Annotated in this window: 16 protein-coding genes; 12 read left to right on the top strand and 4 right to left on the bottom strand. The window is 39.7% G+C overall.

The features are described from left to right. Positions 1-2 precede the first annotated feature (2 nt). The 11 genes from FDK13_RS16220 to FDK13_RS16170 all read left to right on the top strand — a co-directional run bounded on the left by FDK13_RS16220 (position 3) and on the right by FDK13_RS16170 (position 14,130). Positions 3-866 carry an N-acetylglucosamine kinase gene (locus tag FDK13_RS16220; RefSeq protein ID WP_137341053.1) on the top strand — a complete coding sequence of 288 codons (864 nt, stop codon included), beginning with the start codon at positions 3-5 and terminating at the stop codon, positions 864-866. Between the two features lie 72 nt (positions 867-938). Further along, on the top strand, positions 939-2,183 hold the full coding sequence (locus tag FDK13_RS16215; RefSeq protein ID WP_137341052.1) for a sensor histidine kinase: 1,245 nt from the start codon (positions 939-941) through the stop codon (positions 2,181-2,183). Between the two features lie 35 nt (positions 2,184-2,218). After that, a complete protein-coding gene (locus FDK13_RS16210; protein WP_137341051.1) occupies positions 2,219-2,905 on the top strand; it encodes a response regulator transcription factor in 687 nt (228 codons plus the stop codon). 89 nt (positions 2,906-2,994) lie between these two features. Further along, complete coding sequence (gene rpmB / locus FDK13_RS16205) at positions 2,995-3,234, top strand: 50S ribosomal protein L28 (protein WP_031528537.1); 240 nt, start codon at positions 2,995-2,997, stop codon at positions 3,232-3,234. Positions 3,235-3,368: 134 nt separating this feature from the next. Then, positions 3,369-3,896, top strand: a complete 528-nt coding sequence (gene folK / locus FDK13_RS16200) for a 2-amino-4-hydroxy-6-hydroxymethyldihydropteridine diphosphokinase (protein ID WP_170982816.1) — start codon at positions 3,369-3,371, stop codon at positions 3,894-3,896. Between the two features lie 238 nt (positions 3,897-4,134). Further along, on the top strand, positions 4,135-6,534 hold the full coding sequence (locus FDK13_RS16195) for a TonB-dependent receptor (RefSeq protein ID WP_137341050.1): 2,400 nt from the start codon (positions 4,135-4,137) through the stop codon (positions 6,532-6,534). Positions 6,535-6,540: 6 nt separating this feature from the next. Beyond that, complete coding sequence (locus FDK13_RS16190; protein ID WP_137341049.1) at positions 6,541-7,482, top strand: DUF4249 domain-containing protein; 942 nt, start codon at positions 6,541-6,543, stop codon at positions 7,480-7,482. 130 nt (positions 7,483-7,612) lie between these two features. Further along, entirely contained in the window at positions 7,613-8,731 is a 1,119-nt protein-coding gene (locus tag FDK13_RS16185; RefSeq protein ID WP_137341048.1) for a DmpA family aminopeptidase, read from the top strand. Between the two features lie 123 nt (positions 8,732-8,854). Next, positions 8,855-9,250 carry a hypothetical protein gene (locus FDK13_RS16180; protein ID WP_229216059.1) on the top strand — a complete coding sequence of 132 codons (396 nt, stop codon included), beginning with the start codon at positions 8,855-8,857 and terminating at the stop codon, positions 9,248-9,250. 125 nt (positions 9,251-9,375) lie between these two features. Next, positions 9,376-12,354 (top strand): protein translocase subunit SecDF, encoded by a 2,979-nt coding sequence (gene secDF, locus FDK13_RS16175; RefSeq protein WP_137341047.1) that lies wholly within the window; start codon positions 9,376-9,378, stop codon positions 12,352-12,354. Between the two features lie 126 nt (positions 12,355-12,480). Further along, positions 12,481-14,130: an amino acid permease gene (locus FDK13_RS16170; RefSeq protein ID WP_137341046.1), complete on the top strand. Its 1,650-nt coding sequence runs from the start codon at positions 12,481-12,483 to the stop codon at positions 14,128-14,130. A 74-nt stretch (positions 14,131-14,204) separates the two neighbouring features. Here FDK13_RS16170 and lhgD read toward each other — a convergent pair whose 3' ends face one another. Both lhgD and FDK13_RS16160 read right to left on the bottom strand, forming a co-directional pair. Continuing rightward, positions 14,205-15,404: an L-2-hydroxyglutarate dehydrogenase gene (lhgD, locus tag FDK13_RS16165; protein ID WP_137341045.1), complete on the bottom strand. Its 1,200-nt coding sequence runs from the start codon at positions 15,402-15,404 to the stop codon at positions 14,205-14,207. A 602-nt stretch (positions 15,405-16,006) separates the two neighbouring features. Then, a complete protein-coding gene (locus tag FDK13_RS16160; RefSeq protein ID WP_137341044.1) occupies positions 16,007-16,501 on the bottom strand; it encodes a hypothetical protein in 495 nt (164 codons plus the stop codon). Between the two features lie 32 nt (positions 16,502-16,533). Between FDK13_RS16160 and FDK13_RS16155 the strand changes: the two genes are divergently transcribed. Then, positions 16,534-17,157 (top strand): hypothetical protein, encoded by a 624-nt coding sequence (locus tag FDK13_RS16155; RefSeq protein ID WP_137341043.1) that lies wholly within the window; start codon positions 16,534-16,536, stop codon positions 17,155-17,157. Between the two features lie 188 nt (positions 17,158-17,345). On the opposite strand, the gene FDK13_RS16150 is transcribed toward FDK13_RS16155, so the two are convergent. Together FDK13_RS16150 and FDK13_RS16145 are read right to left on the bottom strand one after the other, a co-directional pair. Then, positions 17,346-18,542, bottom strand: coding sequence for an anhydro-N-acetylmuramic acid kinase (locus FDK13_RS16150; RefSeq protein WP_137341042.1), 1,197 nt, complete (start codon positions 18,540-18,542; stop codon positions 17,346-17,348). Positions 18,543-18,617: 75 nt separating this feature from the next. Further along, the gene (locus FDK13_RS16145; protein ID WP_137341041.1) at positions 18,618-19,814 is read right to left on the bottom strand and encodes a PSP1 domain-containing protein; all 1,197 of its coding nucleotides are present in this window, start codon (positions 19,812-19,814) and stop codon (positions 18,618-18,620) included. Positions 19,815-19,820: the final 6 nt, after the last annotated feature.

Below are 19,820 nucleotides of genomic sequence, written 5' to 3'. Positions count from 1 at the left end.
ACTTGAAACAATATACTTATCTGATTGCAGACAGCGGTTCCACAAAAACGGATTGGCTGGTAGCAACAACCGGGAAAACACCATTTCGTTTTCACTCGGGAGGACTTAACCCTTTTTATCAAACCAAAGAAGAAGTTACCGAAATTTTAGAAAAAGAAGTATTACCCTTTATAGGATCTTCGATTGACCAGATATTTTTTTACGGAGCGGGCTGCGCTGATAAAGTTACCAGTCGCCCGATTTATGATGCGCTGGTAGATTCCGTGCCATCTGCGGAAATTATTGAGGTCGCTTCTGATATGCTGGCAGCGGCACGTGGATTATGTGGAAACAAGCCTGGGATCGCCTGTATTTTGGGCACTGGTGCAAACAATGCTTTTTATGATGGAAATAATATCAAACATTCTATCGGCTCGCTTGGTTTCTGGCTGGGCGATGAAGGCAGCGGATCTTACCTTGGAAAAACATTGCTGGTAAATTTCCTTCAAAATGAAATGCCTCAGGATCTTCACAAGCAATTTGAGGGAACTTATCCGGGAACAAACCGATTATTTGTACTTGAAAAAGTGTATCGTCAGCCGTTCCCAAACCGTTATTTCGCCACGTTTTCAGAGTTCATTTCAAAAAATATTCTGCATCCTTTTATCATCAAACTGGTTCAGGATGCGTTTATTCTTTTTACAGAAAAATACATTCTTAAACATCAGGACGCCGAAAAGTATCCGATCCACTTTACTGGTTCCATAGCGTTTTATTACCGGGATATTCTGAAATCTGTTTTGGAAAGTAAAGGTTTACAAGTGGGTAAGATTTTAAAATCGCCGATGGAAACGCTTTATGAATATCATTTGCAGAGAGATATGTGAGTAAAATTTTGTTATGGTTTTGACAGGCATACACTTTGAATACGATTAACTTATTTAGAAATTAATTCATCAATGCCAAGACGCTCCATTCGCTGGCTTACTGTATTTTCTGCGCTGCTGATAATCGGTGTTGTGATTACCCAGATTTACTGGGTAAAACAGGCACTCGATCTGCGGCATCGTCAGTTTAATCAAAATGCACATGTTGCTTTGCAGGATGTTGCCCAGGAACTTGCGTCGGTCAATGGCGTTATGCAGACTTCAAATCCGGTGGAGCAACTTTCACCGGAATATTTTCTTGTCAATACCAATGCGACAACACAACCGGATCTGCTGGAACATTTTATCAAGGATAGCTTCCAAAAACACAATCTGATAACGGATTTTGAAGTCGGGATTTATGATTGTACTACGGACCGGATGCGTTATGGCATGTCTTTAAGCACAAAAACAAATGACAAAACTTCTGCGAAAACATCAAACTGGGAGCGGACGGATAAATATCCTTATTATTTTGGAGTAAGATTTCCTGAGCAATCCGCCTACATTGTCGGGAACCTGAACGGATGGATATGGTCGTCTATGCTCGTTTTGCTTGCCGTAGGTTTTTTCGCTTATGCGCTGTTTATTATTTTAAGACAAAAACATTTGTCAGAAGTGCAGCGGAATTTTGTCAATAACATGACACATGAACTGCAAACACCGATTTCTACGATCCGTATCGCCGCGGATGTTTTAAATTCTGATATTATTGTCACCCAGCCGGAACGTCATAAACGTTATGTTCATATTGTTCAGGAGGAGATTTTAAGATTGCAAAGCCAGGTAGAAATGGTACTTTCCATTGCGAAAGCGGAACGAAATTCGCTCAATTTGAAGAAAGAGAAAATTGATGTAAATCAGGTTATTGACTCTTTATTATTGCCTTTTGAAGGGAAAATAAAGCTGAAATATGAGGCGGCCAATCATTTTATTGAAGCCGATATTTTTCATTTCAGAAACATGATCACCAATCTGATCGACAACGCCATAAAATATTCTCCCAACCTGCCGGAAGTTGTGATCAGGACTTTCAATAAAAAAAATTGTCTGGTAATTTGTGTAGAAGACAAGGGTTTAGGCATTGCCAGAGAATATCAGAAAAAGATTTTCAACAAGTTTTTCCGGATTTCCAATGCGGATGTTCACAATGTAAAAGGTTCAGGAATTGGCCTGAGTTATGTCAAACAAATTGTCCGTTCTCATCACTGGCATCTCGAACTTGACAGTGCTTTGGGACAAGGAAGTACGTTTAGTATCAGCATTCCTCAGAAATAATTTTTGCTTCAACCTAAAACTTAAATCAGTTACACTTGAAAAAGAAAATTTTATACGTCGAGGACGACCCGAATCTGGCCTTTGCAACGAAAGATAATCTGGAAGCATATGACTACGAGGTTGTGCACGCAAGCGACGGTGCAAAAGCTTTGGTTATCATTGAAAAAGAACATTTTGATATCTGTGTCCTGGATGTGATGCTCCCGAAAATGGACGGTTTTACCCTGGCTGAAAATATCCGGAAATCAGATAAACAGGTCCCGATTTTATTTTTGACAGCAAGAGCTTTACAGGAAGACAAAATCAAAGGCTTTGAATTAGGCGCAGATGATTATGTAACAAAGCCTTTCAGTATTCAGGAATTGATGCTGCGGATCGAAGTTATTTTACGCAGAAATAATTCCGGAAAACCAACCTCTGTTCAACCAAAAACAAACACGGTCGGAAAGTATAATTTCGATTTTACCAAGCTGACTCTGGCCATAAATGATAGCTTGCAAACCCTGACTTTTCGGGAAGCTGAGGTATTAAAATATCTATCGGAACGTCCCGATCAGGTGATTCGCCGGGATGAATTGCTGAAAGCGATCTGGGGAGACGACGATTATTTTATGGGAAGAAGCCTGGATGTTTTCATTTCAAGATTGCGTAAATATCTGTCCGCAGACCCTGCAATCCGCATTGATAACGTTCACGGTGTGGGATTTAGAATGACTTTCTAACGCATTCTTTTTCAAATATCTTTCATTTTTATTTGCACCAAAATAATAAATACCTATATTTGCACCCTCATTTGGAAAAATTGATCGTCATGGCTAAGGTTTGTCAAATTACTGGTAAAAGAACACGCGTTGGAAATAATGTTTCTCACGCTAACAATAAAACAAAACGTAAATTCTTCCCGAATTTACAAAAGAAACGTTTCTTCCTTCCTTCATCAGGAGAATGGGTTACGTTGAAAGTAGCTACTTCTGCTCTTCGTACAATCAACAAGAACGGTATTGAAGCTACGATCCAAAAAGCATACGATAAAGGAACGCTTACGTTCTAAGAAATTTGCGAATTTATTAGAAAGGACTTCCTTTTTTCAGGGAGTCCTTTTTTTCGTAAAGCTTTTGAACTGGAAAATTTCCGGCAATTATGATGGTAAAGAAATTACAGATTCAGTAAATATTTATCATAAACATGATTGACGAAATTGCTTCTGTTCAAAACGTTTTTCTTCTGTTAGGCTCCAATCTTGGTGACAGATTGCAAATTCTCAAATCGGCGGAAACGCTGATAGAAGAGAGAATTGGTAAAATTCAATCTGCTTCTTCCATTTATGAAACCGCTCCCTGGGGCGTTTTGGATCAGCCTGCTTTTTTGAATCAGATTCTTATTGTTACAACCGGATTGGTACCGGAAGAAGTCCTGCGCATTGTTCTCGAAATCGAACATGAGCTGGGAAGAGTGCGCTATCAAAGATGGGGAGCTCGTGTGATTGATATTGATATGCTTTATTATCAGGATCTCATTCTGGATTCTGCGCGCCTTACCTTACCACATCCAAGGTTGCACGAACGACGGTTTACGCTCGTTCCTCTAAATGAAATCGCTTCTGATTTCGTTCATCCTATTTTGCAAAAAACTACAAGTCAATTATTAACAGAATGTTCCGATCCCGGAGCGGTTGTAATTATTTCTGCAAATAATACTAATTCTGATTTTTAGAGTTAACAAAGAATTCCCCCCATTCATTCGCCATTTTCCGCTGTTTATCATTTTTTTATATTATGGTAATCTGATTATCACTTGTTTTACATCAAAGCTAGACAAAAGCTTAATTTTATTTTTAAGTAATCATAGGGGTAAGTCTTTCACTGGTTGTCCTGCAAATAGGAAAAGTTCAATTTATTAAAAGTAATAAGTTGTCTTAATCCGTCTTCGTATTAATCATCAATCAATTAGCATGAAAAGTAAAATACAAAAAAAGTGGATTGGGCTATTGCTGTCTTTTTTCAGCATAACAGCCGTTGCACAAACAAAACATACCGTAAGTGGGTACGTTAAAGATCTTGCAAATGGGGAAGGTTTAATCGGCGTTTCCGTTTACGTTCGTGAAGCACAGACCGGCGTAGTAACAAATCCGTACGGCTTTTATTCCCTGACGTTGCCGGCCGGTTCTTATACGGTCGTTTATTCCTACATGGGATATCAAAAGACTACGAAGACGATTGAATTGAATGCCGATCAAACGATAAGCGTTGAGATGTCTGATGAAAGCGAAAATCTGAAAGAGGTTACGATTTCAACAAAAAGAGATGACGAGAATGTGCGAAGTATTGAAATGTCTGTCAACAAAGTGGAAATGAAGACAATCAAAAAAATGCCGGCACTTTTGGGAGAAGTGGATCTGATACGCAGTATCCAGTTATTGCCCGGTGTTACTACGGTTGGCGAAGGTGCTTCCGGGTTTAACGTTCGTGGAGGTGATATTTCTCAAAATCTGGTTCTTTTGGATGAAGCCCCGGTTTTTAATTCTTCCCACTTATTTGGTTTCTTCTCGGTTTTTAATCCGGATGTAGTAAAAGATGTTAAACTTTTCAAAGGAGGAATTCCTGCGCAATATGGCGGACGTATTTCTTCGATTCTGGATGTAAGGATGAAGGAAGGAAATGCTAAAAAGCGTGAAATCAATGGCGGTATCGGTTCCATTTTCTCACGCCTTACCTATGAGCAGCCATTTGCGGCAGGCAAAGGATCTTTTATCGTGGCAGCCCGCCGCTCTTATATTGATATTTTGGCAAAACCATTTTTGAATAAAGATTTGAAAGATTCCAAGTTCAACTTTTATGATTTAACGGCCAAAGTAAATTACAGGTTAGGAAACAAGGATACATTTTTTGCTTCGGGTTATTTAGGAAAAGATATTTTCGGAGGCGGAGATTTTGGTTTTGGCTGGGGAAATAAAACATTAACAGGACGTTGGAACCACATTTTCTCCAACAAACTGTTTATGAACATGACCGCTTATTATAGCAACTACGATTATAATCTTGGCCAAAATGAAAACGATAAAAATGCAAAAGACCGCTTCGTCTGGAATTCCAAGATTATAACGAAAAGTATAAAACCTGATTTTACCTATTACATCACGCCAAAAAACCAGCTTACTTTTGGTGGCCAGTATATCAATTATGATTCCAGTCCGGGAAAAGCTACGGCAGTTTCCGAAGGTGAAGGCCTGAATCTGGATCTTCCTTCCCGTCACGCCGATGAATCTGCTATTTACATCGCCAACGAACAAAAATTGACTGACAAGATTTCCTTGCAATACGGTATCCGTTATTCTTATTTCCGGAGTTTAGGTCCAGGAATTGAATATTCTTACCGGGATACAACTGCAGGAATCAGAAAACAGCCAATTTTGCCAGGAAAGGAATATCAAAGCGGAGATGTTATCAAAACATACGGAAATTTCGAGCCACGTTTTGCTGTGAATATCGGTTTGAATTCGGTTTCATCTTTGAAAATAAGTTACAACCGTATGTCACAGTATCTGCATTTGTTGTCTAATACTGCTGCAAGTTCTCCTCTGGATGTTTGGACGCTGAGTTCTTCCAATATCAAACCAGAACTTGCTGACCAGGTTGCGCTGGGCTGGTTCCGGAATTTCAAGGATAATATGTACGAAGCTTCGGTTGAGGTTTATTACAAAAAGCTGCACAATCAGCTTGACTACGTGGTCGGTTCAGACTTGTTATTGAATCAATTTGTAGAGGGAGATTTGCTTACAGGAAAAGGAAGAGCTTACGGTGCAGAATTTTATCTGAAAAAAAATAAAGGCCGCTTAACAGGTTGGGTAAGTTATACTTTGTCTAAAACCGAAAGACAAGTTGATGGTGTGAACAACGGAAACTGGTTTAACGCACGTTTTGACAAACCGCATAACTTCACGTCAGTAGCGATTTTTGAGCTGAATAAAAGGCTGACCTTATCGTCCAATTTCACGATTGCTTCGGGAACACCTGCAACTTTTCCAACCAATGGATATTCTTGGGGCGGTTATTCGCTGGGTAACAACTATAATAATGCGAGAAATAATAACCGTATCCCGGCTTACCACCGTCTGGATCTTGCGGCGACACTTAAAGCACGTAAAAAACTTTTTGGAATTGGTGAGGGGGAATGGGTTTTCTCAATTTACAATGTCTACAACCGCAGGAATGCATTCTCGGTTTATACACGCCAGAATGAAGATAAGCCAACTGCCAGCGAAAAAGCTCAGAATCTGCTGAGAACACAAGCGGTACGCTATTCCGTAATTGGAAGTCTTATTCCTTCTGTTACTTATAATTTCAAGTTTTAATTAGCCATGAAGAAACAAAACATACATTTCAAAACAGGTTTTTTTAACGTCGCGATCGTACTTATGGCAATCATCGGATTGTCGGGTTGCGAAGATGTGATTGATTTAAAAACAGAAACAGGTCCTACACAGTTAGTCGTGGATGGCTGGGTTACGAATCAACCCGGAACACAAACGATTACCCTTACCTGGTCTTCTGCGTACTTTGACAGTAATCCGATTCAGCCGGTTTTAGGAGCAAAAGTGACTGTTACAGACAATATTGGTAATGTTTATAATTTCGCTGACGCGGGAGGAAATGGGAAATATACCTGGGGCAGCCTTGCAACGGATAGTTTGGGCCGGATTGGAAGAAAGTATACATTGAGAATCGAGTATGAGAAGGAAGTTTATACATCTCAAAATGAAATCAAACGTGTTCCTAAAATTGATTCTATCGCCTATACCCATGAGACACTTCCTATCAAACCAGACAAGGATAAAGGACAAAAGACGGGTTACATTGTTGAATTTTATGCAAGGGATTTCATAGGAACAGGTGATACTTACTGGATTAAAGAAGTATTGAACGGAAAAACGAATGTGGATAAAGCCGAGAAAATTTCCATTGCTTATGACGCGGCTTTCAGCGCAGGCGCACCTTCGGATGGTTTGATATTTATACAGCCATTGAGACGATCAATTACCTACGATTCTTTGTATCAGGCGGGTAGCCATGTGGGCGTTGAGCTGCATAGCATTACCAATGAGGCATTTTACTTTTTGCAGCAGGTAGTGGATCAAAGCACGAATGGCGGGATTTATGCTACGCCTATCGCAAACATTAAATCGAATGTTATAAATGCTGATCCGAAGGGTAGAAAAGCACTGGGTTACTTTGGTGCGTCGGCAGTAAGCAGAATGGAAACGATCGTTGACCCTGCAAAAGCAAGACCGGAAGAAGATTAGGGTGTTATTGGTAATACAATTGCAAAGCCGCCAGAAATTTCTGACGGCTTTTGTTTTTATAAATAATCGAAGATTTCCTACATCAGCATAAATCTTCCTTTGTATCTTGGACATTCAAAATACCGCTTCGATGAAAAACTCACTCCTTATCATTTTATTATTATTACCGGTTCAACTTTTCGCCCAAAAACGACCTCGTGAACTGGGAATAAAAATTGGCGTTTTACCAACCGGTCAATTCAATGCAATAACGGATGTGACCGGCGTAAAAGTTGGCCAGATAACTTTGGTAGAAGGAAAAGATATCCGAACGGGTGTTACTGCGATCATTCCGCGAGAAGGAAATCTGTTTCAGCAAAAAATCCCGGCGGCAATTTATATCGGAAATGGTTTTGGAAAACTTACGGGTTACTCGCAGGTTGAGGAATTGGGAACGCTGGAAACGCCCATTATTCTCACAAATACATTAAGTGTCCCAACCGCTGCCGATGCGTTAATTGACTGGACGTTGAATCAGAAAGGGAACGAAAATGTACGTTCGGTAAATCCTGTTGTTGGTGAAACAAACGATAGTTTCCTGAATGATATCCGGGGCCGCCATATCAAAAAAGAAAATGTGCTGGAAGCTTTGAACAATGCTCAATCAGGGAAAGTTGAGGAGGGAAATGTTGGCGCAGGTACCGGAACCGTGTGTTTTAGCTGGAAAGGCGGAATCGGAACTTCTTCCAGAAAATTGCCAGAAAAACTGGGTGGTTATACAGTTGGTGTTTTAACGCAAACAAATTTTGGTGGCGTTTTGAAGGTAAATGGTGTGCCGGTTGGAGAAGAATTGGGAAAATATGCTTTTAAAGAATCTTTGGATAAATCTTCGGATGGTTCCTGTATGATGATCATCGCAACCGATGCGCCTTTGGATGCCAGAAATCTGAAACGTCTGGCAAAACGCGCTATCATGGGTTTGGCAGAAACCGGTGGAATTGCTTCCAATGGCAGCGGAGATTATGTAATCGCATTTGCAACAGCATATCAGATTCCGCATGAAACCACGCAGGGAACTTCCAGTGTAACACTTTTGCATAATGATTTTGTTTCTCCTCTTTTTATGGCTGTGATTGAAGCTACCAATGAGGCGATTGTCAATTCCCTTTTCATGGCTAAAACATCCGAGGGATTTCAAGGTCATAAAATGGAAGAATTACCAAAGGAAAAAGTATTGGAAATCATGCGAAAATATGGCCGTTTGAAGTAAATGCTTAGGATTCCTTCTCATAATTTACAGTTTGTCAAAAGGATAATTCAGATATTTCAGACAAACCATTTGCGAATGTGATATTTTGGTTTAAAATTTGCGTTTTAAATCGAAGACTGAATCGTGCAGACGAAAAAAATTATTAACCAGACCATTAGCTTATTGCTTGCTTCCATGTTACTCATGGTGGCCGGAGCGCGGTCGTGGTCGGATAATGTGAATTCGGTTCAGAAATTTACTCAGAATACCAAGTCAATAGCCAAGGGAATTTTCCAGGAAAAATCGTCTACTAATACGGGAGACGATCAGCAGGCTACTGTAAGTGCACTTTCTCTGGATGCGGTCATTACACCCGCTATCTCGTTTGATTTCTCTCATTATTTTTATTTTGCCCCGCAGCCAGTCTGGCAGTTTATTGAAAGTCAACATATTATTGCTGTTGATTATAAGGAATCGTATTTTCTGTTTTCCTGTTTCAGTAGAGTTTTTGCCCGATATATTGTCACCAATGCCCCGTGACAGTTTTGTTATGACCTTTCCATCTTGACATATGAGTATCATCGCGTCTTGCGATCAACTTTTTTATTCTCATATATCAACCCATAGTAAATCCACTTTCAAAATCTCACATTTTTTACAAAACAATGACTAACAAGAATGGAATAATCGGGCTAACCATTGTGTTGGCTCTTATTAGTGCCTATTACCTTTCATTTACGTTCGTTTCACGTAACATTAAGGGCAAGGCAGAAACTTATGCTACGGATGCTTCTGGCAAAGTAGATGACAAGAAAAAACAACATTATATCGATTCACTTTGGCGTGAGGATGTCTATTTGGGACAAACTTTGCAGGAAGTAATGGAACGCGAGCTTAGCCTTGGTCTTGACCTTCAAGGTGGAATGCACGTAGTTTTGGAAGTTGCTCCGGCAGAAATCCTTAAAGGAATGGCTGGTGGAAATTCTCGCAGTGCGGCATTCCAAAAAGCATTAGCGGCTGCACAGGCGGACAAAAAAGCGGATAACAAAGCATTTGTAAAAATCTTTGTATCTGCATTTAAAGAAGCTGCGCCAAATACAAGTCTTGCAAGTGTTTTCGCTACAAGTGCTAACCGTACCAAAATCAACAGCAATTCTTCTGACAGCGACGTTGTTAAAATGTTGAACACAGAAATTGATGGTGCGATTGACAGAGCATTCCAGATCACGCAGGCTCGTATTGATAAATTTGGTGTAACCAACCCGAACATTCAGCGTTTGCCAGGTACTAACCGCGTTTTGGTAGAGCTTCCAGGTGTTGATAACCCGGAACGTGTTCGTCGTTTGTTATCAGGAGCTGCGAAACTTGAATTTGCACAAGTATATCTTACCAATGAACTGGCACCTGCGATTGATCAGTTGGGTTCTTATTTGGCAAAAGAAGATGCAAGAATTAAAGCTGCCGGAAAACCTGCTGCTGCGGTTTCATCGACTGACACTACTAAAAAATCAGGAGTAACCGGTTTGGCTGCTCAGCTTGAACAAAAAGGAGATTCTGCTAAAAGCGATACATCTGCTTTGGCTGCTCAAAGTGCTGCACTTACAAGTCTTTTTGTACCAATGCCACAAGGTTTGGGTGTTTATTTGAAAGATACTGCTCGTGCTAACGAAATGCTTGCTCGTCCGGAAGTTCGTTCTATGTTCCCTGCTGACTTGGTTTTCATGTGGGATCGTAAAGGAACTGCCGGTACCAACAACCAGTTGATCCTTCCTTTGTATTTTATCAAAAAACAAAATGGGCAGGCTGCTATGGAAGGTGATGTGATCGTTGATGCATCACATGACTATGATGACCGCGGTCGTCCGGAAGTAACCATGCGTATGAATGGTGAAGGTGCACGTAAATGGCGTACACTTACTGCCAACAGCATTGGCCGTCCGGTTGCAATCATTATTGATAATCTTGTTTACACGGCTCCTACGGTTCAGGGTGAAATTCCAAATGGTAATTCAAGTATTACGGGTAACTTCACAGTTGAAGAAACAAAGGATATGTCAAATGTGCTTAAAGCGGGTAAATTACCTGCTCCAACGCACATTGTTGAAGAAGCGATTGTTGGTTCAACTTTGGGATCGGAAGCGATTACGGCCGGTGTTTTATCATCGGTGATCGGTTTGGTCGTAATTCTTGTGTTCATGGTGGCGTATTACAGCGGCGCAGGTTTTGTTGCTGACATTACACTTCTGTTAAACTTGTTCCTTCTTTTAGGAATTATGGCTTCTCTTGGCGCTGTACTTACGCTTTCAGGAATCGCGGGTATCGTACTTTCGATTGGTATGGCCGTGGATGCGAACGTACTGATTTACGAGGGAATCAAGATCGAAATTGCAGAAGGGAAGCCGTTCAAGCTGGCTGTTCAGGATGGTTTCAAACATTCCATGACAGCGATTATTGACTCAAACGTAACGACACTTTTAACAGGTATTATCCTTTACACATTTGGTTCAGGTCTGGTTTTAGGTTTTGCTACTACGCTTGTTATTGGTTTGCTTACTTCGTTGTTCACCGCGATATTCGTTACGAGATTGTTCCTGGAATATCAGATCAAAAATGGTAAAGTTTACAAATTTTACTCTGGTTTGACTAAAAACTGGTTCAAGGATAACAATTTCGACTTTGTATCCCAACGCCGTCGTTTTTATATCATTTCTTCGGTGATCATGGTTATCGGAGTTGGTTCATTCATCTTTAAAGGATTCGGACTTGGTATCGACTTCAAAGGTGGTCGTTCTTATGTGGTTCGTTTTGATAAAAATGTTGAAACGGATGAAGTGCGTGAAGTAATGGCCGCAGCACTTGGAAACTCGCCGGAAGTAAAAACTTTTGGAGGATTTGACCAGGTTAAAATCACAACGGATTACCTGATTGAAGATACTGCTCCTGATGCGGATCAAAAGGCGGACACGAAAATAATGGAAGGTGTTTCCAAGATCAAAAATAACAAAGGAACAATCGTAAGTTCTAATAAAGTAGGTCCAACCATTGCATATGACACGATGATCAATGCATTGTATGCGGTTTTACTTGCCTTGGCTGCCAACTTTGTTTACATCTTCTTACGTTTCAAACGACTTGCATTTAGTTACGGAGCTGTAATGTCTCTTGCGCATGACGTAATCATTTTGTTAGCTGTTTATTCGTTATTCAACGGATGGCTGCCATTCTCACTGGATATAGATCAGGCATTTATCGGAGCGATTCTTACGATGATTGGTTATTCGATGAATGACACGGTTGTAATTTATGACAGGATCCGTGAGTATTTGAAAGATGATAAAGCAACAACAGAATCTTTGCCAACAATTATTAATAACGCCTTGAACAGTACACTTAGCCGTACAGCGGTAACCGGTATTTCGGTAATGCTTGTATTGATCGTGTTAATGGTATTTGGTGGTGAAGTAATTCGTGGATTTACATTCTGTATGTTATTGGGTGTAATTGTAGGAACATATTCTTCGCTATTTGTTGCTGCACCGATCGTTGTTGATATTTTACAACGTGAAAAAATTAAGCAAGCTTCTCTGGCCGTAACAGGCGGCTCAGATGCTGCTTCAACAAAAGGGAAAATTGTAAAAGCATAAGTGTTTAGATAATAAAAGGGGGAAAGTATTTTACTTTCCCCCTTTTTTATTCTGCATATGCCAATAATTAACAAATTTTATTTTAGTTTTAGGGTATAACGACATAATATTTACAAAAAACTTTTTATGGCAAATCAACTCTGGGTCAAAAAGCCTATTGACAAATTATTAAAAGAATCAACTGGGGAAGGTAATCAGCTAAAACGCACACTTGGACCTGGCAGTCTGGTTGCATTAGGTGTCGGTGCAATTATTGGTGCAGGTTTGTTTTCTATTACAGGTGGTGCAGCCGCCAATCAGGCCGGTCCTGCCATCACAATTTCATTTATGGTTGCAGCATTAGGCTGTGCCTTTGCAGGTCTCTGTTATGCAGAATTTGCTTCTATGATACCGGTTGCAGGTAGTGCTTACACGTATTCTTACGCGACCATGGGCGAATTTATCGCCTGGATCATCGGATGGGATCTTGTATTGGAATATGCGGTTGGAGCCGCGACGGTGAGTATCAGCTGGAGTAGGTATTTGATTAAATTTTTAGAGGGATTTGATGTCCACCTCCCCACCGCGCTGACGGTTGGTCCCTGGGACGGAGGTATTATCAATCTTCCTGCCGTATTTATTGTAATTCTCGTGAGTTTATTGCTCATGAAAGGTACCGAAGAAAGCGCAAAAGTAAATGCTGTGATCGTTGGATTGAAAGTTACGGTTGTTGTGATTTTTATCGTTTTAGGATGGCAGTATATCGACAACTCTAACTACATTCCTTACATTCCGGACAATACAGGAACATTTGGTGAGTATGGTTTCAGTGGAATTGTCCGGGCAGCGGCTATTGTGTTTTTTGCCTATGTCGGTTTTGATGCAGTTAGTACAGCAGCTCAGGAAGCAAAAAATCCTAAAAAGGATATGCCGATCGGGATTTTAGGTTCTCTTGTTATCTGTACAATTTTGTACATCCTTTTTGCACACGTTATGACGGGTGTTACAAATTATACTTCTTTTAAAGGACAGGATGGTATCGCACCGGTGGCAGTGGCTATTGAACATATGGGAAGTGCAGATGCGTCAGGCGTAATTCACCCGGATTATCCGTGGTTGAACCGTGCGATCATTGTAGCTATTTTAGGCGGTTATGCTTCTGTAATCCTGGTGATGTTATTAGGACAAAGTCGTGTATTTTTCAGTATGAGTAAAGACGGTTTGCTTCCACGTATTTTTTCAAGCGTGCATCCAAAATACCAGACGCCGGTTAGAAGCAATTTCATGTTCATGTTATTTGTGAGTTTGTTCTCTGCGTTTGTACCTGCACGTGTTGTTGGTGAAATGACCAGTATCGGAACATTGTTTGCATTTATCCTGGTTTGTATCGGTATCATTGTAATGAGAAAACAAATGCCGGATGTTCCGCGTGGATTCAAAACGCCGCTTGTTCCTTTGATCCCTATTTTGGGTGTTGGAACTTGTTTCTTCATGATGGCATTTTTACCACTTGATACCTGGATTCGTTTGTTCGTATGGATGATCATCGGATTTGATGTTTATCTATGGTACGGTATTAAAAACAGCTTTTTGTCCGACGGACAAGCTTCAACAATCCAAAATGGCCGCAAGGTTGCCGGATTAACGGGAATTGTACTTGCTGTTATTCTTGGAGGTATTGCTATTGCTCATGAGATGATGACAAATGGTGAACAAACAGGTTTGTTTTACTTCTCTATGATTTTTGCAGTGGCTCATGTAGTTATATTTGGAATGTCACAAATGAAGAAGGCTTAAAAAAGGACATTGTTATAAACCAAAAAAGCTTCCAATTAGGAAGCTTTTTTGGTTTAACGATATTGAAGATTTTCTTAAAGTCTTGCCAAAACTCTTTCAGAAACGGTTTGTCCGATAGAAAGTGAAGAAGTTGCTGCCGGCGATGGTGCATTACAAATATTGATAGCGCCTTTATTTTCGATGATTGAGAAATCGTCCAGTAACCCGCCGTCGTAATCGCAGGCCTGCGCACGAACACCTGCGCCACCCGGTATTAGATCATCACTTTGTATTTCCGGAATTAATTCCTGCAAAGCTTTTGTGAATGCTGCTTTTGAAAAGGAACGATAGTATTCGCCCATTCCGGTCTGCCAGTATTTCATGGCTACTTTTCTAAATCCTGGCCAGGCAAGGGCCTCGAATAACTCAGGGAAATTAATATCTGTTTTTTTATAACCTTCCCTTTTAAACGCAAACACAGCATTTGGGCCGGCTTCTACACCACCTTCTATCATACGGGTAAAGTGGACGCCAAGGAAAGGGAAATTCGGATCCGGAACGGGATAAATCAGGTTTTTGACCAGATGATGTTTTTCGGGCTTGATCTTATAATATTCCCCACGGAAAGGAATAATCTGAACTTTGATTTCTTCGGGTTGTGTTAACTGAGCGACTTTATCAGAATATAAACCTGCGCAATTGACCACCAGTTTTGTGCTGTAAACATTTCCGGAAGCAGTCACTACTTCGCTATTTGAAGCCAGACTTTTTATATTGACAACTTTCTCACCAAATCGAATTTCTCCGCCCAGCTTTTGAAATATTTCAGCATATTTTTCACTGACTGCGGTATAATCGATAATCCCGGTATAAGGAACCGCAATTCCTTCCAAACCATTTACATGTGGCTCCATCTCACGGATTTCGCCAGCACTGATCATCCGGTTTTTAGTTAAACCGTTTTGCATACCACGATCATAAAGATTCTTTAAAAGTGGAATTTGCTCTGGTTTGGTAGCTACCACTATTTTTCCACAAAGGTCGTAAGGCACATTTTCACGATTACAGAAATCCAGAAGCATATCATAACCACGAATACAATTAGTAGCTTTTAAACTTCCAGGTTTGTAATACAATCCTGAATGAATAACACCACTATTATGCCCGGTTTGATGTTTGGCAACACCATTTTCTTTTTCTAATAACAAAACCTTCAAAGTCGGTTTTTGTTCTTTTATACGAAGCGCGGTGGCCAGGCCAACAATTCCGCCTCCGATAATGATGATGTCATGCATGTTAATCACATTGGAAGGTTTGTAATAGGAAATCGAAATTTATTGAATTTACCTTCCTTGTGTAAAAATAGTCGTTTTTTGAATGATAGAAGAAATATGAATTTGTTTTTTGGGGAAGTGCGGCGGTTGCTGCCTGTTTTGACATTGTAAGCGATCTATTCTCTTCTAAAAATTTTTTGCTCTATACTTATCCGTTTATGTCGCATCAGAAGAATGCACCTTTTCTGAAAATATACTTGGCATAATTGGCCGCTCACAAGCAAATTGATATCTTTTTAACGGTGTTAATATTCGTAACTACCATTGGTATAGCTTTTAATTGTCTTGTGGTCGTTTATGTACAATCTTTTAATCTAACCCTGCATAGCAAAAGAGCTTAGCGCATTATAAAGGCAGTTTTATCGAATTTTCGAAGTACCTTAAAAGTCTATAACCTGATGATATTGAAGAAATTAGTAAAGACTTGGACAGCAACATGGGATAATTGGGCTTCGGAGAGAAGGGTATGATTTCGGGCAAAAAACCAGATAATAATTTAATTATGGGAGGACAGTAGCACAATAAAATAGACTTTATAAAAGACTATCCCACAAATGAGAGGCTTAAAATGCTTCCTTTTTGCCCCCAGATATAGTTATCAAATGAATAAATGCTTTTTTACAACGGGCTTCTAAACTTGGATCAGAAATGACGCCAATAGCTACTTCCGACACTTTATACACATCAAAATCGGGTCCTTGATCTTGCTGGTTAACACATTTACCAGTAGTGCAGGAAGCGAAAATGAAAATTTCTCCGTACACTCGGCTACTTCTTACAGAGTTAGGGCTTAAATCTTTAAAATTTCCCGTATACAACGTTTTGCCATTGTAGTTTCGAGAGGTAGGCAATGCAACATTTGTTGCATATAAAAATTCTTGTACTGAGAAATTACCAGTATCCTCTATTTTTAAAAATCTTGTCGATTGTTGAATAGAATTACGTATAATGGGACTGCTTTCAAATTTAGAGTTTAGCCAATCAATGGTTTCTTTACGAGTCTGTCCAAAGGCGGAAAAGCTAGCTATGGTCAAGATTATCAGTAATTTTAATTTCATAAGTATTTAATTTTCAGTTTAAAATTTCTGACATGCCAGAAGAAGAATATTCACGTAAAAAGATGCTAATTGAGGTTCATACCAATATTATTGATGCACAGCAGAAAGAGTATGATGAAAGATATAAAAATTGGTCTGCAAAGGCTCTTGAACAATTGGGCTTTACCAATAATCTTATAATCACGTTATCTGTTGCATTTCTAGGATTTTTATTTACCATTGACAATGCTAAATGTAACAACAAGTGCTTTTACATAACTATAATTATTGTTTGTTGTATATCTATACTTTTTGGAATACTAGCTATGATAAGCCGTTTATATGACTTTAAAATTACTAGAAATATAACTTTAATTAGAAAAATTTATTTTAAAAAGAATAATGTTAAAAGAACAGGAACAGAAAAGGGAAAATTACCACATTCTCAGAAAGGGAAAAATAGCTTGTTAGATTCTTTTTATGTAGTCCTAAAAGTGTTTTTTTATGATATAGATAATCTTAGTATAGAGATGTCCGATTTAATTCAAAATTTCAAAAAGAGGAGTGAATTATCAAATTCACTTGGTTTCGCTACTTGGAGATTTTTTAAGTTGCAAACAGGTGTTTTCGTCATATCGATTTTACTATATCTTATATTCTATTTAAAATATCTTTAGCTTATAATGAATTCCAAAAAAAATTCAAACTGATATCTTTTTGGATAGAGTTGCAAAGCAGGACAAAATCGAGAAATTCGCCATGCTGTTGCCATAAATCAATTTAATAGATTAATGAAGATGAGCAATAACCAAACCTATTAGTTTACTGATATGACGTCATAGTTATCGTCTTTCCATGCAGTAATTTACCCAGGAAATGAAATCTTCCCCATCGTCACACTAGGCACGCCTTCACGTTCTCCAAAAGCAACTTCTCCACCTGCCACAGTTTCGTTGGCTAAAACAGCAAATAACACTGCTTCTTTCGCATCTCCTGATACGCCAAGATCATCGATTAAGGATAAATGGCAGTTTGGCAGTTGCTCATGAATGGCAGCCATCAGCACAGGATTATGGGCGCCACCGCCGCTTGCATAAATCTTATATATTTCATCTGGTTTTATCATGCGTAGAATGGCGCTTGAAATAGTATCTGCACTAAACCTTGTCAATGTAGCAAGAATGTCCTCGTGAGAGATTCTGGACAAATGATTTTTGATAATCAGGTTATTAACAAATTCCTTGTTGAAAACCTCCGGCCCGGTGGTTTTTGGAAACGGCGCCTCAAAAAAGGAAAGAGATTTCAGCGCATCCAATAAAATTTCATTGACTGAACCACTGGCTGCAATCGCGCCATTATCATCATATGGTATATTGAAAAACTGTCGTGCGAAGGCATCAATCAAAGTATTTCCCGGACCAGTATCTGTTGTGAAAATGGCGGACGGATCAAGTGAACCAGGCAAAAAGGTAAAATTCGCGATACCACCCATATTTAATAAAATCCTGTTTTCTCCTTTTTGGGAAAACAGAAAATAATCACCGTAAACGGCAAGTGGTGCGCCTTCTCCTCCGGCTGCGATATGTTTTTGCCGGAAATCACTCAGGGTAATAATCTTGGTTGTTACAGAAATGTGATCTCCGTCTCCTATTTGTAAAGTTGAATTTGGAAAACCGGAAAGATTATGCTGCTTTTTTGGCGCATGAAAAACCGTTTGTCCGTGACTTGCGATAAGATCGATTTCCTCCGCCGGAATGTTCCAGTTTTTTAAACATTCAAGAATCATACGGCCATGTTCCAGTCCGATTAATGGATTTAAAACACATAAATGTTGAAAGTCAATTTCCCTTTTTGCAAAAATCTCGCGGATGTTATCACGAAAATCTTCTGTAAACGGAACCGTTGCAAACTGCTCAACTTCTAAAACAGTATCCGTTCCGCTTCCCTGGATTTTACAAAGTGCAACGTCAAGTCCGTCCAATGATGTGCCGGACATAAGTCCTATGATGCGTCTCGAAGGCTGATTGGCAATTTCAGCCAGACGAATTACATGATTTTTCAAGAATTCAGAATGTTGGGTTTGGTTTAAAAGAAAATGAGCTGCAAAATATCAATTTTGCAGCTCATTTTCTTTATTTTATTGAGGACTTGAAGGTGTTGCCGCCTGAGGCGGCTTAGCTCCGCGGTTTTTGTTGCCGTTCCTGCTTTTCTTCTTTTTCTTCTTTTTCTGTTCTTCGCTGTACTTACGATCAAGATTAGCCAGATCACTGTTGAGTGATTGAGTACCTCTGTCCAGTTTCTTTTCAGGTTCCGGAGTCAGAATTTCAAGTGATTCAGGAATCACATTATTCTTGTTCAACTCCATAATTTCAAGAACTTTATCGATCGCTACGGGATACCAGTTTGTATCTTTTTCAAAACCAAACCACATGATCTTTTTGAAAATGTCGGTTTTTTGAAGTGTTGCCGTTCCTTTCTTTGTTTTTAAAGGAACATCTACCGTCGGAATATCACGCAAAGCGTCGATATAAGTTTCCAACTCGTAGTTCAGACAGCATTTCAACCGTCCGCATTGTCCTGAAAGTTTTGCAGGATTCAGTGAAAGATTCTGATAACGCGCAGCCGAAGTTGAGATATTCTTAAAATCAGTTAACCAGGTTGAACAGCAAAGTTCGCGTCCGCAAGAACCTAATCCGCCTAAACGGCTCGCTTCCTGACGAAGGCTGATCTGCCTCATCTCAATCCGAACCTTAAATTCAGAAGCCAGAGATTTGATCAATTCCCGGAAATCAACACGTTCTTCGGAAGAATAGTAAAAAGTAGTTTTGGTATTATCCGACTGAAATTCAACGTCAGATAACTTCATATTCAGTTTCATCTCACGGATAATTTCCCGTGTACGATACAGCGTAGGCATTTCACGTGCCATTGCCTGCGTGTGTTTGTCCAAATCTTTTTCGTTGGCAATCCGGTAAATAACATGAATGTCATCGCTGATCGCAACGTTTTTACGCTTCATCTGAAGGCGTACAAGCTCGCCCTGTAAGGAAATAGTTCCTATATGCTGGCCTGAGGCCATTTCACAAACAACGTAGTCGCCTGTGAAAAAATCCAGTTGATTTATATTACGGAAATATTCTTTTCTTCCGCCTTTGAATTTAACCTCAACAACGTCAAACTTCTGGCTTGCAGGCACATCCATGTGGCTGAGCCAGTCGAAAACGTTCATTTTATTACATCCACCTGTACCACAGGTTCCATTACTTCCACATCCTGAGACGGCCGATCCTTCTTTAGTACCGCACCCGCCGGATGCACATGATCCACATCCCATAGTTCA

This window comes from Dyadobacter frigoris, assembly GCF_005280585.1.
Lineage (GTDB): Bacteria > Bacteroidota > Bacteroidia > Cytophagales > Spirosomataceae > Dyadobacter > Dyadobacter frigoris.
Note: the sequence above shows the minus strand (reverse complement) of the source record. Positions and strands in the feature narration are given on the sequence as shown.

What these genes read in the sequence shown, in the direction of transcription:
- FDK13_RS16215 (WP_137341052.1), top strand. Translation starts at nt 939, where the DNA reads ATGCCAAGACGCTCCATTCGCTGGCTTACTGTATTTTCTGCGCTGCTG.
- rpmB (WP_031528537.1), top strand. Translation starts at nt 2,995, where the DNA reads ATGGCTAAGGTTTGTCAAATTACTGGTAAAAGAACACGCGTTGGAAAT.
- folK (WP_170982816.1), top strand. Translation starts at nt 3,369, where the DNA reads ATGATTGACGAAATTGCTTCTGTTCAAAACGTTTTTCTTCTGTTAGGC.
- FDK13_RS16195 (WP_137341050.1), top strand. Translation starts at nt 4,135, where the DNA reads ATGAAAAGTAAAATACAAAAAAAGTGGATTGGGCTATTGCTGTCTTTT.
- FDK13_RS16190 (WP_137341049.1), top strand. Translation starts at nt 6,541, where the DNA reads ATGAAGAAACAAAACATACATTTCAAAACAGGTTTTTTTAACGTCGCG.
- FDK13_RS16185 (WP_137341048.1), top strand. Translation starts at nt 7,613, where the DNA reads ATGAAAAACTCACTCCTTATCATTTTATTATTATTACCGGTTCAACTT.
- secDF (WP_137341047.1), top strand. Translation starts at nt 9,376, where the DNA reads ATGACTAACAAGAATGGAATAATCGGGCTAACCATTGTGTTGGCTCTT.
- FDK13_RS16170 (WP_137341046.1), top strand. Translation starts at nt 12,481, where the DNA reads ATGGCAAATCAACTCTGGGTCAAAAAGCCTATTGACAAATTATTAAAA.
- lhgD (WP_137341045.1), bottom strand. Translation starts at nt 15,404, where the DNA reads ATGCATGACATCATCATTATCGGAGGCGGAATTGTTGGCCTGGCCACC.
- FDK13_RS16160 (WP_137341044.1), bottom strand. Translation starts at nt 16,501, where the DNA reads ATGAAATTAAAATTACTGATAATCTTGACCATAGCTAGCTTTTCCGCC.
- FDK13_RS16155 (WP_137341043.1), top strand. Translation starts at nt 16,534, where the DNA reads ATGCCAGAAGAAGAATATTCACGTAAAAAGATGCTAATTGAGGTTCAT.
- FDK13_RS16145 (WP_137341041.1), bottom strand. Translation starts at nt 19,814, where the DNA reads ATGGGATGTGGATCATGTGCATCCGGCGGGTGCGGTACTAAAGAAGGA.